This is a genomic window from Kitasatospora sp. NPDC054795 (genome assembly GCF_053611565.1).
Genome location: NZ_JBSHAP010000104.1, coordinates 1 through 13,557 on the forward strand (window position 1 = coordinate 1; position 13,557 = coordinate 13,557).

General features: G+C 75.0%; 9 protein-coding genes and 1 pseudogene. 3 read left to right on the forward strand and 7 right to left on the reverse strand.

What is annotated here, in order from left to right; translation table 11 throughout:
- Positions 1-111: 111 nt before the first annotated feature.
- A pseudogene (locus ACWGJO_RS30410) lies at positions 112-525 on the forward strand (DUF5753 domain-containing protein); the annotation flags it as partial.
- Positions 522-728 (forward strand): DUF397 domain-containing protein, encoded by a 207-nt coding sequence (locus ACWGJO_RS30415; RefSeq protein WP_452188624.1) that lies wholly within the window; start codon positions 522-524, stop codon positions 726-728. The pseudogene ACWGJO_RS30410 and the gene ACWGJO_RS30415, both read left to right, overlap by 4 nt.
- Here the strand turns inward: ACWGJO_RS30415 and ACWGJO_RS30420 are convergent.
- From ACWGJO_RS30420 to ACWGJO_RS30435, 4 genes are all read right to left on the reverse strand, one after another.
- On the reverse strand, positions 716-1,261 hold the full coding sequence (locus tag ACWGJO_RS30420) for a Uma2 family endonuclease (RefSeq protein ID WP_452188626.1): 546 nt from the start codon (positions 1,259-1,261) through the stop codon (positions 716-718). The genes ACWGJO_RS30415 and ACWGJO_RS30420 overlap by 13 nt on opposite strands.
- Positions 1,262-1,331: 70 nt before the next feature.
- Positions 1,332-2,735: a DHA2 family efflux MFS transporter permease subunit gene (locus ACWGJO_RS30425; protein ID WP_452188628.1), complete on the reverse strand. Its 1,404-nt coding sequence runs from the start codon at positions 2,733-2,735 to the stop codon at positions 1,332-1,334.
- Positions 2,732-2,917 carry an MbtH family protein gene (locus tag ACWGJO_RS30430; protein WP_452188630.1) on the reverse strand — a complete coding sequence of 62 codons (186 nt, stop codon included), beginning with the start codon at positions 2,915-2,917 and terminating at the stop codon, positions 2,732-2,734. Before ACWGJO_RS30430 ends, ACWGJO_RS30425 begins: the two co-directional genes overlap by 4 nt.
- On the reverse strand, positions 2,914-10,239 hold the full coding sequence (locus ACWGJO_RS30435) for an amino acid adenylation domain-containing protein (RefSeq protein WP_452188632.1): 7,326 nt from the start codon (positions 10,237-10,239) through the stop codon (positions 2,914-2,916). Before ACWGJO_RS30435 ends, ACWGJO_RS30430 begins: the two co-directional genes overlap by 4 nt.
- A 119-nt stretch (positions 10,240-10,358) precedes the next feature.
- Here ACWGJO_RS30435 and ACWGJO_RS30440 point away from each other — a divergent pair, with 119 nt between their 5' ends.
- Positions 10,359-11,561 carry an amidohydrolase gene (locus ACWGJO_RS30440; RefSeq protein ID WP_452188634.1) on the forward strand — a complete coding sequence of 401 codons (1,203 nt, stop codon included), beginning with the start codon at positions 10,359-10,361 and terminating at the stop codon, positions 11,559-11,561.
- A gap of 127 nt (positions 11,562-11,688) precedes the next feature.
- Here ACWGJO_RS30440 and ACWGJO_RS30445 read toward each other — a convergent pair whose 3' ends face one another.
- The 3 genes from ACWGJO_RS30445 to ACWGJO_RS30455 are packed head-to-tail and all read right to left on the reverse strand — an operon-like array spanning position 11,689 to position 13,480.
- Complete coding sequence (locus ACWGJO_RS30445) at positions 11,689-12,519, reverse strand: AMP-binding protein (protein ID WP_452188658.1); 831 nt, start codon at positions 12,517-12,519, stop codon at positions 11,689-11,691.
- 14 nt (positions 12,520-12,533) lie between these two features.
- Complete coding sequence (locus ACWGJO_RS30450; RefSeq protein ID WP_380348422.1) at positions 12,534-12,767, reverse strand: phosphopantetheine-binding protein; 234 nt, start codon at positions 12,765-12,767, stop codon at positions 12,534-12,536.
- Positions 12,764-13,480 (reverse strand): isochorismatase family protein, encoded by a 717-nt coding sequence (locus ACWGJO_RS30455; protein ID WP_452188636.1) that lies wholly within the window; start codon positions 13,478-13,480, stop codon positions 12,764-12,766. Before ACWGJO_RS30455 ends, ACWGJO_RS30450 begins: the two co-directional genes overlap by 4 nt.
- Positions 13,481-13,557 lie beyond the last annotated feature (77 nt).

Consider the following 13,557-nt stretch of genomic DNA (forward strand, 5'->3'; position numbering starts at 1 on the left):
GGAAAGCTACCTCGCAGGCCTCCACCTCCGTGGCGCGATGATCTGGATCAAGGACCTCACCCGAACCCATTGATCACGACCGAATACGTGCCCTAACCGCCACTCGATGACGAAACGGTCGAAACGCGAGTCGCTGCGAGGTTGGAGCGCCAGGAACTACTGAAGGCACAGGCCAAGGCCTTCAACTTCCTCATCGAGGAAGGAGTCCTTCGGCGGCCGCTCACAACCATCGAGGCCCACCGCCGACAGTTGCACCACGTCCTGGCGGTCGGCAAGGCGCGCCACATCACGATTCAAGTGGTTCCGTCCCAAGGAATCCACCCCGGTTTGAACGGGCAGTTCATCCTCCTGGAAACAGCTGAACATCAACGACTCGCGTATGAGGAGGGCCAGGCGATGGGCATGCTCCACGCGGACCCCGCCAGGGTGAGCATCCTCAGCCATCGCCATGAAATGATCCTCCGGCAGGCGCTCAGTCCCGAGGCCTCGGCCAAGCTGATCAGCGAGTCGCTGGAGGAACTATGAACGATGCGTTGACCTGGTTCAAGTCCAGCCACAGCAACACCGAGGGCGGCGCCTGCGTCGAGGTCGCCCTCACCCCGGGCGCCGTCCGCGTCCGGGATTCCAAGGACAAGACCGGCCCCCAGCTCACCTTCACAGCCGAAGCCTGGACCGACTTCATCGGCTTCGCCCACGGTAGCGGCCCTGACGCGGGTCAGTTCCGGTAGGGAACCAACCGGACCAGGTCCAGATCGAAGTCGAACGGCGCGGGAATCCGGATCTTCTCGCCGAACTCCCGCTCCGTCCGGGTGTGGTAGCGGTCTCGGTTGGGTTCGGAGAACAGGGTCACCGTCTTCTGCCGGGGGTCCACGATCAGGTAGAGCGGGAAGCCCATCCGCGGGTAGTCGCGGACCTTCCCGCTCCAGTCGTTGTCCGGGTTGGACGGCGAGACGATCTCGACCGCGATCAGCGTCAGGTCCGCCGGGATCTCACGGCCCAGCTCGATGACGTCCTCGGGCAGGTAGGTGAGGTCCGGGTTGCGGACGGAACCGACCTCCGACGAGGAGAGGTCGCTGTTCCCCGTCGGGAAGTAGCCGGGAGGACAGTGCGCCTCGAACTGGCGCTGGACGATCGCCAGGTTGAGCTGGTGAATCAACGAGGGTGAGGCCTGCATGACGATGACGTCGCCGGACAGTTCGACCTTGTAGCCGTCCGGCAGGCTGCGGCGGGCCTCTTCGAACAGGCGGTAGTGCTCAGTCATACGCCCTCCTCCGGTGCTCCAGCCACCGTACGGCAGTCGGAGCACCGGAGGACCACGGACCGCACCGGCGTCATTCCTCCGGGGGTGGGCCCGGGGCCTCGGCTGGGAGGCGGACGGCCAGCAGGGTGCCGGCGGCGACCAGGGCGGCTGTCAGCAGGAGGGCGAGGCGGTACGGCCCGACACCCGTGCCGTCGCCGAGCGCACCGATCAGCGCGGCGGTGGCGGCGATGCCGAGGGCGCCGCCGAGGGTGCGCAGGATGGTGAACAGGCCCATCGCGCGGCCCATGGCGGGCGGCGGGACGTCGGCGAAGCCGGCGATCTGGACGGTGAGGACGGCGGTGCCCAGGATCAGGCCGACACAGAACATCAACACCCTTACGGTCCACGGGTTCTCGGCGAAACCGAGGGAAGCGAGGACGACCGCCGCCAGCAGCAGGCCTGGCAGGGCGAGCCGGCGCGGGCCGAGCCGGGGCAGCAGGCGGTCGACCACCTGCGAGGCGGCCATCAGGCCGATCGCCTCGGGGAAGACGCTCAGCCCGGCGTCCAGGGGGGTGGCGCCGCGCGCCGCCTGGTAGAGCAGCGGCAGCACGAACAGCGCGCCCATCAGCCCGGCCGAGGTCAGCAGGGCGAGCCAGCTCGCCGCGCCGAAGGTGCGGTCGGCGAGCAGCCGCAGGTCCACCAGCGGTTCGGGGGCGCGGAGTTGGTGCCGTACGGCCGCCCCCAGCAGGGCCAGGCCGAGCAGTCCGCCGAGGGCCACGCCCGGGGAGGTCCAGCCGTGCGCCGGGCCGAAGCCGAGGGCGTAGGTCAGCAGGCCGAGGCCGGGCGTGGCGAGCAGGAAGCCGGTGGTGTCGAAGCGGCCGTCCGGGGGCTCCGGTTCGCCGCGCAGGCCGACCAGCCCGATGAGCACGGCGGCGACCCCGATCGGCACGTTGACCAGGAACAGCCAGTGCCAGGAGAGGTGTTCGGCGAGGAAGCCGCCGAGCGGCGGCCCGAGGGCGGGCATCAGCGCGGTCGGGACGATCAGGACGCGGCCCAGGCCGGCCCGCTCGTGCGGGGCGAAGGCCCGGAACAGCAGCGTCATCCCGACCGGGGTGAGCAGCCCGCCGGCCACGCCCTGGACGGCCCGGGCCGCCGACAGCGTGCCCAGGCCGGGTGCCGCCGCGCAAAGCGCGGAGGCGAGCGTGAAGGCGGCGAGCGCGCCGAGGAAGACCCGCTTGACGCCGTACCGGTCGCCGAGCCAGCCGGCCACCGGCAGGCCGAGGGCGAGGCCGACCAGGAAGGCGGTCTCCACGGCGTTGGCCGCCGAGACGGGCCGGCCGAAGTCCTCGGCGATGCTGAACAGCGCCGGGTTGACGATCGTCGAGTCCAGGCCGTTCATGCACATCGCGGCCGTGTAGACGACCACTACCGCGGCGCGCCCCGCGAGCAGGGGGCGCGCCGGGGCCTCGGCGCCGGGCGTGGCGGGTGGGGTCACAGGGTGGTCCAGTTCGCGGTGATCCACTCCAGGGCGGCCGGGCGTTCGCACGGGCCGTGGGCGATGCTCCAGCCGGCCGGAACGGCGGCGAAGGCGGGCCACAGGGAGTGCTGTCCCTCGGGGTTGACGAGCGCGAGGAAATCGCCGTCGGCGTCGAAGGGGTTGGCGGGGGCGTCACTCATCGGTGGTCTTCTCCATCGTCGGTCTTCTTCGGGAGGTCGGCGAGGTGGTCGGCGATCACGCTCGCGATGTGCGCGATCGGGGCGGGCAGAGTCATGTCCTTGTGCGAGCAGGCCACGTTCGTGTTGGCGATCCGGCCGGACACGTACGGCTCCCAGAGCTCGGGCACCAGGGTGTCGTCGATGGTGTCGACGGTGGCGCGGAAGAACAGCACGTCGCCGTCGAAGCGGCGGTGGTCGTAGCCGCGCACCAGGTGGTTGGTGTTGAGGTAGATCTCGTTCAGCGCGGCCACGGTGGCCTCGTCGAGCCCGGCGAGCGGACTGCCCTCGCGGCGCAACAGCTCGGTGACGGGGCCGAGTTCGAGCGGACGGCCGTCGAGGTCCTCCGGCCCGAAACCGCCCATGGTGAGCAGCGCCTCCAGCGCCTCGGCCTGGTCCGGGACGGGCAGCTCGCGGAAGCCCTCGGCGGGGTAGGCGTCAAGGATCGCGAGCAGCTCGACGTCCTGGCCGAGCTCCTGGAGGCGGACGGCCACCGCGTGCGCGATGATCCCGCCGGTGGACCAGCCGAGCAGCCGGTACGGGCCCTCGGGCTGGACCTCGCGCAGCCGGTCGGCGTAGTGCATGGCCAGCTCCTCCAGCGTCGCGGGCAGCGGGAGTTCGGCGGTGGCGGCGCCGACGCCCTGGGCCTGGAGGCCGTAGATCGGCACCTCGCCGGGCAGGTTGCGGATCAGTCCGGTGTAGCACCAGCTGAGGCCGCCGGCCGGGTGGACGGCGAACAGCGGGCGCTGCCGGCCGGGGGCGACGGGCCGCAGCGGGAGCAGCACGTCCAGGGCGTCGGTGTCCGGTGCGCCCGCCGCGAGGGCGGCGTCCAGGGCGGCCACGGTGGACGCCTGGAACAGGGCACCGATGCCGACCTCCACCCCGAGCACCTCGCGGATCCGCCCGGCGAGGCGCACGACCAGCAGCGAGTGCCCGCCGAGCGCGAAGAAGTCGTCCTCGACGCCGACCGAGGCCACGCCCAGCACCTCGGCGAACAGTTCGCACAGCTGCTGCTCGCGCGGGGTGCGCGGCGGGCGGCCGGCGCCCGCGGCGGGGGCCTCGGGGGCGGGCAGGGCGCGACGGTCGAGCTTGCCGTTGGCGGTCAGCGGGAGGCGGTCGAGCAGGACGACGGCGGAGGGCACCATGTGGACGGGCAGTCCGGCGGCGGCGTGGGCGCGCAGCTCGTCCGGGGCGACGCCGTCGGCCACCGCGTAGCCGACCAGCCGCTTGTCCCCCGGCACGTCCTCCCGGACCACCACGGCGGCGTCGGCGACGGCCGGGTGCGCGGCCAGCACGGCCTCGATCTCGCCGAGTTCGATCCGGAAGCCGCGCAGCTTGACCTGCTGGTCGGCGCGGCCGAAGTATTCCAGGACGCCGTCGGCGCGGCGCCGGGCGAGGTCCCCGGAGCGGTACATCCTGGTGCCGCGCTCGCCGAACAGCTCGGCGTACGGGTCGGCGACGAAGCGGGTCGCGGTCAGCTCGGGGCGGCCGAGGTAGCCGCGGGCCAGGCCCGCCCCGGCCACGTACATCTCACCCGTGACGCCGGGCGGGACGGGCTGGAGGTGCTGGTCGAGGACGTAGACCCGAAGGTCGGGGATGTTGACGCCGATGGTGCTGCTGCTCCCGGCGGCGGCGCTCGCCCGGTCGAGGGCGATGTACGAGACGTGCACGGTGGTCTCGGTGATGCCGTACATGTTGACCAGCACGGGGGCGTCCTCGGCGTGCCGGTCGTACCAGTCGTCCAGCCGGGCGAGTTCGAGCGCCTCGCCGCCGAACACCACGTAGCGCAGGGCGAGTTCGCTGCCGGGACGGTCCCGGTCGGCGGCACTGAGCTGGTAGAAGGCGGACGGCGTCTGGTTGAGCACGGTGACCCGCTCGCGGGCGAGCAGCTCCAGGAAGGCCGCCGGGTCGCGGCTGACCAGGTGCGGGACGACGACCAGCCGGCCGCCGTGCAGCAGGGCGCCCCACAGCTCCCAGACCGAGAAGTCGAAGGCGTAGGAGTGGAACAGCGTCCACACGTCCTCGGCTCCGAAGCCGAACCAGTGGTCGGTGGCGCCGAACAGCCGGACCACGTTGCGGTGGGTGACGGGCACGCCCTTGGGCCGGCCGGTGGAGCCGGAGGTGTAGATGACGTAGGCGGTGTCCTCGGCGTGCAGCGGGCGGGTGCGCTCGTGCTGGGCCAGCGGGACGGCCGGGTGGCGCTCGGACTCCGGTCCGTCGACCAGGAGTTGGCGCACCTCGTGGGCGGGCAGCCGGGGCGCGGTGGCCCGGTCGGTGAGCAGGGCGGCGGGGCTGGCGTCGGCCAGCATGTAGGCGAGCCGGTCGGCCGGGTAGTCGGGGTCGAGCGGCAGGTACGCGGCGCCGGACTTGGCCACCGCCAGCAGTGCGACGACCAGTTCGAGCGAACGCGGCAGGGCGAGCGCGACGATGGTGCCGGGGCCGATGCCCTCGGCGGCCAGCAGCCGGGCCAGCCGGTCGGCGCGGGCCCCGAGTTCGGTGTAGTCGAGCTGCTCGCCCTGGTAGCCGACCGCGACGGCGCGCGGGTTGGCGGCGGCGGCCGCCTCGAACAGCTCGGGCAGGGTGGCGTCCGAAGTCGTCTCCACCGACGGGCCGTTCCACTCGACCAGGGCGCGCCGCCGCTCCTCCTCGCCGATCAGCGGCAGCCGGCCGATCGGGGTGTCGGGGGCGCTCGCGGCAGCGGTGAGCAGCCTGGTCAGGCGCTCCGCGAGCGCGGCCGCGGTGGCGGCGTCGAAGAGGTCGGTGCGGTACTCCAGGAAGCCGCCGATGCCGCCGCCGGGCAGTTCGCCGGCGTTGAGGGTGAGGTCGAACTTGGCGGTACCGCTGGGGATCGCGGCGATGTCGGCGGTGAGGCCGCCGCCCAGGGCGATCCGCTCGTCCGGGCGGCTCTGCCAGGCGAGCATCACCTGGAACAACGGGTGGCGGGCGAGCGAGCGGGCCGGGTTGAGCTCCTCGACCAGCCGGTCGAAGGGCAGTTCGGCGTGCTCGTGCGCGGCGAGCACGGTGGCGCGGACCCGGGCGAGCAGCTCCCGGAAGGTGGGGTCGCCGGATGTGTCGGTGCGCAGCACCAGCGAGTTGACGAAGTAGCCGACCAGTGCGGCGGTCTGCTCGTCGTCGCGGCCGGCCACCGGGGTGCCGACCGGGACGTCCGTGCCGGCGCCGTGCCGGGTGAGCAGGGCGGCGAGACCGGCCTGGACGGCCATGAAGACGGTGCTGCCGGCGGCCCGGGCGAGCCCGGCCAGGGCGCTGTGCGCCTCGGCGCCGAGCGCGAAGGGAACGGTGGCGCCCCGGTGGCCCGCCACGGCCGGGCGGGGGCGGTCGAGGGGCAGCTCCAGCTGGTCGGGCAGTCCGGCGAGCGCGGCACGCCAGTGCTCCGTCTGCCGGACGGCGAGCGCACTGGGCGCCTCGGTGGTGCCGATCCGCTCCCGCTGCCAGGCCGCGTGGTCGGCGTACTGGACGGTGAGCCGCGGCAGTTCGGGGTCCAGTCCGGCGATCCTGGCGGTGTAGGCGGCGGCCAGGTCGCGGAGCAGCGGGGTGGTGGAGGCGCCGTCGCCCGCGATGTGGTGGAGCAGCAGGAGCAGGGTGTGCCGCTCCTCGCCACCGGTGGGCGGGGTGGATCCGCCGGCCGCGGCGGGCCCGGTGAACAGTGTGGCGCGCAGCGGGGGTTCGGCGGTCAGGTCGAACGCGTACCGGACGGTCTCGGCCAAGTCGTCGGTTCCGTCGTGGAGTTCGATGCCCGCTGCGGGCAGGATGCGCTGGTACGGGCTGCCGTCCGCCTCCTCCCCGTAGACGGTGCGCAGGACTTCGTGCCGGGCGACGAGGTCGCCGAGGGCGAGGGTGAGGGCGTGCCGGTCGAGCGGGCCGGTGAGGGTGAGCGCCAGCGGGATGTTGTAGGTCGGACTGGGGCCTTCGAGGCGGTGCAGGAACCAGAGGCCGCGCTGGGCGGGCGAGAGCGGCATCCGCTCGGTGCGCGGCACGGGCACCGGGACGGAACGCCGCTCCTCGGGCTCCGCGACCGGGCCGGCCGCCCCGCCGAGCAGGGCCGCGAGGCCGGCCGGTGTCGCCTGCCGGAACACGTCGGCGAACCCGACCGGGGCGGCGAAGGTGTCGCGCAGCCGGGCGGCCAGGCGGCCGGCGAGCAGCGAGTGGCCGCCGAGGTCGAAGAAGGAGGCGTCCCGGCCGGGTGCCTGCGGCAGAGCGAGGACCTCGGCGAACAGGCCGCAGACCAGTTCCTCCTGGGGCGTGGCCGCCGCCGTGCCCTCGGTGGTGACGGCCGGCTCGGGCAGGGCGCGGTGGTCGAGCTTGTCGTGGGCGGTGCGCGGCAGTTCGTCCAGCAGCAGGACGGCCGCCGGGACCATGTGCGCGGGCAGCCGGGCGGCGAGCGCGGCGCGCAGCCCGTCCGGGTCGGGCCTGCCGCCGCTCTCCGGGACGGCGTAGCCGAGCAGCCGCTTGCCCTGCGGTCCGGGGCGGGCGATCACCACGGCCTGGGCGACGCCGGGCAGTTCGGCGAGGACGGCGGCGATCTCGCCGGGTTCGATCCGGAAGCCGCGGATCTTCACCTGGTCGTCGGCCCGGCCGAGGAACTCCAAGGTTCCGTCGGTGCGGCGCCGGGCGAGGTCGCCGGTGCGGTACATCCGGCCGCCGGGCGGGCCGAACGGGTCGGCGAGGAAGCGTTCGGCGGTGAGGTCGGGGCGGCCGAGGTAGCCGCGGGCCAGGCAGGCGCCGGCCACGTACAGCTCGCCGGTGACGCCGTCGGGAGCGGGGCGCAGCGAGCCGTCCAGGACGTAGGCGCGCGAGCCGCGCACCACCCGGCCGCGCGGGGCGCCGTCCGGGCCCGGGGTCCAGGCGTAGGCGTCGACGGTGGTCTCGGTCGGGCCGTAGAGGTCGACCGGATGCAGACCGGGGACGGCGGTGAGGCGCTGCCAGAGGGCGGGCGGGGTGGCCTCGCCGCCGACCACGAGTACGGACGGGCGGTGCCGCCCCTCGTCCAGGATGCCTTCGGCCAGCAGGACTTCGAGGTAGGAGGGGGTGAGGTCGAGGTAGTCGATGCGCTCCCGGTCGAGGTGGGCGGCGAGCGCGGCCGGGTCGCGGTAGGTGGCCTCGTCCAGCAGGTGGAGCTCGTGGCCGTGGACCATCCAGAGCACCGGGTCCCAGGAGGCGTCGAAGGCGAAGGAGGCACTGTGAGCGACGCGCAGCCGGTCCCGGCCGGTGCGGCGCACGGCGGGGGCGATGAGGTCCTCGCCGAGGCCGGCGTGCAGGTTGGCCAGCGAGGCGTGGGTGACCACCACGCCCTTGGGGCGGCCGGTGGAGCCCGAGGTGTGCAGCACGTAGGCGGGCTGGTCGAGTCGCGGGGCGGGCAGGGCAGGCACGGGCTCGCGGTCGGGGCCGGGCTCGCCGCTGGGTGCGGACTCGCCGTCGCCCCCGGGCTCGCCGCTGGGCCCGGCGTCGGCCGGTTCCGGCCGGACGGTGGGCAGGCCAGCGGGCAGGTCGAGCCCGGCGAGGGCCTCGGCGGTGCCGACCGCGCAGACCGGGCGGGCGTCGGCCAGGACGGCGGCCAGGCGCTGCGCGGGGTGGGCGAGGTCGAGGGAGACGCAGGCACCGCCCGCCTTGAGGACGGCGAGCATCGCGACCAGGGTGTCGGTGCCGCGCGGCAGGGCGATCGCGACCGGCGTCCCGGCCCGGACCCCCAGGGCGGTCAGGCGGTGGGCGAGCCGGTCGGCGGCGGCGTCGAGCTGCCGGTAGGTCAGCGCGCTCGAACCGGAGCGGACGGCGACGGCGTCCGGGGTGCGGGCGGCCCGGGCGGCGAACAGCTCGGGCACGGTCCGCTCGGCCGGGGGCTCGGTGCGGCCCTCGGTGGCGCGGCGCAGGCCGTCCGGGTCGAGCAGGTCGATCCGGGCGATCGGCGTCCGCGGGTCGGTGAGCAGCAGCTCGGCGAGGGCGTCGAGGTAGCGCAGCAGGCCGTCGCGGTGGGCGGCGAGCGAGGCGGGCCCGTAGCGGGCCGGGTCGGCGTCGACGACCAGGCGCAGCGCGCCGTCCGGGCCGGGCGAGACGTTCAGGGCGAGGTCGTCCACCGGGCCGGCGGCGAGGTTGCGGACGGTGCCGGGCAGGCCGGCCAGGTCGAGGTCGCTCTCGAAGGCCTTGATGTTGACCATCGGGCCGAACAGGGCGCGGCGGTCGCCGGTGCGGCCGAGGTCGCGGCGCAGTTCCTCCAGCGGGTAGCGCTGGTGGCGGCGGACGGCGCGCAGCTCGCGGACCACGGCGCGCAGCAGGGTCTCGGCGCTGTCGGCGGGGCGCACGGTGAGGCGCAGCGGGAGCACGTTGGCGGCGGCCACGGGGGTGCGCAGGGCGGCCGGACCGCGCCGGTTGGCGAGCGGCAGGCCGAGGACCACGTCCTGGGCTCCGGTCAGGCGGTGCAGGTATCCGGCGGCGGCGGCGAGGAGCAGTTCGGCCCAGGTGGCGCGGACGGCGTCGGCGGCGCGTTCCAGACGGTCGCGGGTGCCAGCGGGCAGGTCGGCGGTGAGGCGGACCGCCTCGCCGGGCACGGCGTCCCGGTCGGCGGCGGCGGGTTCGGCGGGTTCACCGGGCCGGGCGGGTTCGGGGGTTCCCGGGAGGGCGGCCGGGGTGTCGGCGCCGGCCATCCGGGCGGACCAGTGGGCGCGGTCGGCCTCGTACTGCGCGCTCCCGCGGTACGCGGCCTCCTCGGCGGCGGCCTCGGCGAGTCCGGCGAAGGGGTTCGGGGCGGGTTCGGCTCCGGTGACGCGGGCGGCGTAGAGGGCGGCGATCCGCTCGCCGAGGAGGGTCAACGCGTAGGCGTCGACGGCGAGGTGGTGGATGCGGCGATACCAGATCCGGCGATCCTCGGCGAGGCGGATCAGCGCGTGGGTGAACAGCGGGCCCTCGGCGAGGTCGGCCGGGCGGGCGAGGTCGGCGCGCATCCAGGCCTCGGCCTCGGCGGCCGGGTCGGCGGCGGCCCGCAGGTCGAGGCGGTGCAGCGGCCAGCGGCGGCCGGGGCGCAGCCGCTGGCGCGGTGTGCCGTCCGGGCCGGTGACGACGACGGCGCTCAGCACCTGGGCCTCGTCCACCGCCTGCCGCAGCGCCTGTTCGAACCGGTCCTCGTCGAGCGGGCCGGTGATCTCGACCGCATCGCCGGTGTTGTAGACCGGGCTCGCGGGGTCGAGGGCCTGGGCGTACCAGATCGCGGCCTGGGCGGCGAGCAGGGGGACGTCGGCGGTCTGGCTGTCGGCGATCTGGGTTTCGACGGCAGGCATGGGGTGGAGAGCTCCTCGGGGATCCGGAACGCCTTACTTAGGTTAGCCTAATCTAACTTCATATGATCTGGTCAACGGCCCCGCACGGACGGGCCCCTGACAACCCGGAGACGCCACCCATGCCCCTGACCGAGCCGCCGACCACTCCCCCCGCCGAGGCCAAGCAGGCCGTGCGCGACCGCGTCCACGCCCACCGGGCCGAGTTGCTCGCACTCGGCCGCCGCATCCACGCCCACCCCGAGACCGCCTTCGAAGAGCACCTCGCGGCCGCCTGGTGCGCCGAACTGCTGCGCGCACACGGCTACTCGGTCACCGCACCCGCCCACGGCCTGGCCACCGCGTTCGACGCGCGCCTCGGCAGCGGACCGGTCACCGTCGCGCTGGTCTGCGAGTACGACGCGCTGCCCGAACTCGGCCACGCCTGCGGGCACAACCTGATCGCCGCCGCCGGGATCGGCGCCGCGCTCGGGCTCGCCCCGCACGCGGACCGGCTCGGGCTCACCGTCCGGGTGATCGGCGCTCCGGCCGAGGAACGCGGGGCCGGCAAGGCGCTGCTGCTGGAGGCCGGGGCGTTCGACGGGGTGGACGCCGCGATGATGGTCCACCCCTGCCCCGTCGAGATCGCCGACTTCCGCTCCTTCGCGCTCGGCACGCTGTCCGTCCGCTACACCGGGCGGGCCGCCCACCCGAGCCTCGACCCCCACCGGGGGCGCAACGCCGCCGACGCGCTCACCGTCGCCCAGGTCGCCATCGGCCTGCTGCGCCAGCAACTCCCGCCGCAGTGGCGGGTGCACGGCATCACCACGGCGGCCGGGACGGCGCCGAACCTGATCCCGGACAGCGCGAGCGCCGAGTACGAGATCCGGGCCTCGGCGGCGGAGGACCTCGCCGAGCTGCGCTCCCGGGTCGAGGACTGCTTCCGCGCCGGGGCGCTCGCCACCGGCTGCGAGGTGGAACTGACCCGGCCCGAGCCGGACTACCTGGACATGCGCTCCGACGCCCGGCTGCTGGCACTGTGGCGGGCCAACGCGGCGGCGCTCGGCCGGCCGGAACCGGTCGAGAGCGGACCCTTCGCCTGTACGGACATGGGGAACGTGTCGCACGCGGTGCCGTCCATCCATCCGGTGCTGGACATCACCGGCGGCGCCTGCGCCCCGCACGAGGCGGCCTTCGCCGAGGCGGCGCTGGGCGTGGAGGCGGAGCGGGCGGTGCTGGACGGCACGGTGGCGATGGCGTGGACGGCGGTGGACCTGGCGGTCGGCCTGGCGGTGGACCTGGCAGCGCGTCCGGCGACCGAGGCCGCGGCGGGCGGGGTGCGCTGACCGACGAGGGGCGGCCGACAACTTTCAGCGAACAAATGATGAAATCTGTTCGCTGAAATCTGTTCGCTGAAAGTTGTCACCCGAAGTCCGTCCGCGTCCGCACGCCGTAGTGCCCGGCCGCCCGCCCTCACCCGCCGAGCAGCACCCCCGGCGCCACCCGTACCGCCGTCACGCCCAGCCTCCGCACCAGCTCCCCGGCCTCGCCCTCCTGCCACGGGTCGGCCAGCACCACGGCGGCACCCGTCCGCAGCGGCCACAGGTACTCCCAGAGCGGCAGGCCCAGGTGGAGCACCCGGTCGCCCGGCCCGAGCGGGTGCTCGGCCTGGAGCTCGCGCACCCGGCGGTCCGCCTCGGCGTGGGTGAGCCGCACGGCGGTCGGGCGCCCGCCCGGGCCGTACCCGACGCACAGCAGGTGGTGCGGGGTCAGCGCCCTGGGCGGGTCGGTGGGCAGCTCGCCGTCCGTCTCCAAGCCGGCCAACGCCCCCGGCACCCCCTCCCCCAGCACGCAGACCGGCGTGTTCTCCGCCAGCAGCCGCTCCCGCCGCCCGGGCGTGTCCGCCGGGTCCAGCGGGAGGTACGCCGCGCCCGACTTCGCCACCGCCAGCAGCGCCGTCAGCAGCTCCGCCGGACGCCGGAGGCCCGCCAGGCCGACCACCGCGCCCGGGCGGGCCCCGCGGGCGGCCAGGGCGCGCGCCAGCCGGTTGGCCGCGGCGTTCAACTCCCGGTAGCTGACGGTCTCCCCGTCCGCGAGCACCAGCGCCGGCGCGTCCGGCGTCCGGGCCGCCTGCGCCTCGACCGGACCCACCGCGGTGGTCGCCGGGTACCGCACCGCACGCCGGGGCAGTGCGGGCAGCTCGGGCGCCGCCGACAGCACCGCCTCGCGGACCGCCCCCGGAGCCGCGCCGCGGACCGCCTCGCGCACCCCCGCCGCCACCCCCGCTGCCGCCCCCGGCGCCATCACCTCCGGCACCATCACGCCGCGCCCAGCAGCTCGGCCCAGGCCTCGATCGCCGGGCGCTCCGCGAGCTGGACGAACGCCACCTCGGCGCCCGCCTCCTGCCAGCGCCCGGCCAGGGTCATCAGCCGGATGGAGTCCAGCCCCCAGTCGACCAGGTTCTCGTCCAGCGGGATCTCCGCCGGGTCCTCGCCGAGCAGATCGGCGACCTCGGCCCGGATCCGCTCCACCGTGAAGCCCACGCCCGTCACTTCCCGCCCACCCCTTCGAGTTCCGCGACACCAGCGACGCCCGCGACACCCTGGACATCCGAAACGCCCGGGGCGGCCGGAGCCAGCGCCCCGAGCACGGCCTTCGCCGTGGTGACCGTCCCGCAGCGCCCGGCCACCCAGGCCAGCGCGCCGCGGTGCTCCGCCGGGCCGAAGTCGGCGACCGCGTCGGCCACCACGAAGGCCTGCACGTCCCGCATCCAGGCGTCGCACGCGGTGGCCTGCACGCCGATGTGCGCGTACACGCCGGCGATCACCAGCTGGTCCCGCCCCTGCTCGCGCAGCAGCTGCTCCAACTCGGTGCGCACGAAGGCGCTGTACTTCCACTTGGTGAGCACCGTGTCCACCGGCTCCGGGGCCACGGCCTCGGCGATCGCGGTGGCCCGCGGGTCGTCCGGGATGCCCGGGCCCCAGAAGTCCTGCTGCAGCCCGCGCTCGGCCGGGCTCTGCCCGCCGAGCTGCGCCGAGTACACGACGGGGACGCCGGCGGCGCGCGCCTCCCCGGCCAACGCCGAGACGTTGTGCAGAAGTTCGGGCACCGGCGCGGCCTCGACGTCGAAGGCGTCCAGGAAGTGGTTCTGCAGGTCGTGCACCAGCAGCACGGCGCGCGCCGGGTCCACCGTCCAGGAGACCCGGTTGGCGGGCAGCTCCTCGGCGGCGGGCATGGGATAGCGGGGAATGCGGGGCAGGCCCACGGTGGTGTTCCTTAGCTAGACGTAGCGGAGTGGGGGAGTCAACGGGCGGTCGGCGGGCGTTCAGCGGCCGGTCGACG

Excerpts from the sequence above, each read along its gene's own strand:
- ACWGJO_RS30415 (WP_452188624.1), top strand. The coding sequence starts at position 522 with ATGAACGATGCGTTGACCTGGTTCAAGTCCAGCCACAGCAACACCGAG.
- ACWGJO_RS30420 (WP_452188626.1), bottom strand. The coding sequence starts at position 1,261 with ATGACTGAGCACTACCGCCTGTTCGAAGAGGCCCGCCGCAGCCTGCCG.
- ACWGJO_RS30430 (WP_452188630.1), bottom strand. The coding sequence starts at position 2,917 with ATGAGTGACGCCCCCGCCAACCCCTTCGACGCCGACGGCGATTTCCTC.
- ACWGJO_RS30435 (WP_452188632.1), bottom strand. The coding sequence starts at position 10,239 with ATGCCTGCCGTCGAAACCCAGATCGCCGACAGCCAGACCGCCGACGTC.
- ACWGJO_RS30440 (WP_452188634.1), top strand. The coding sequence starts at position 10,359 with ATGCCCCTGACCGAGCCGCCGACCACTCCCCCCGCCGAGGCCAAGCAG.
- ACWGJO_RS30445 (WP_452188658.1), bottom strand. The coding sequence starts at position 12,519 with ATGGCGCCGGGGGCGGCAGCGGGGGTGGCGGCGGGGGTGCGCGAGGCG.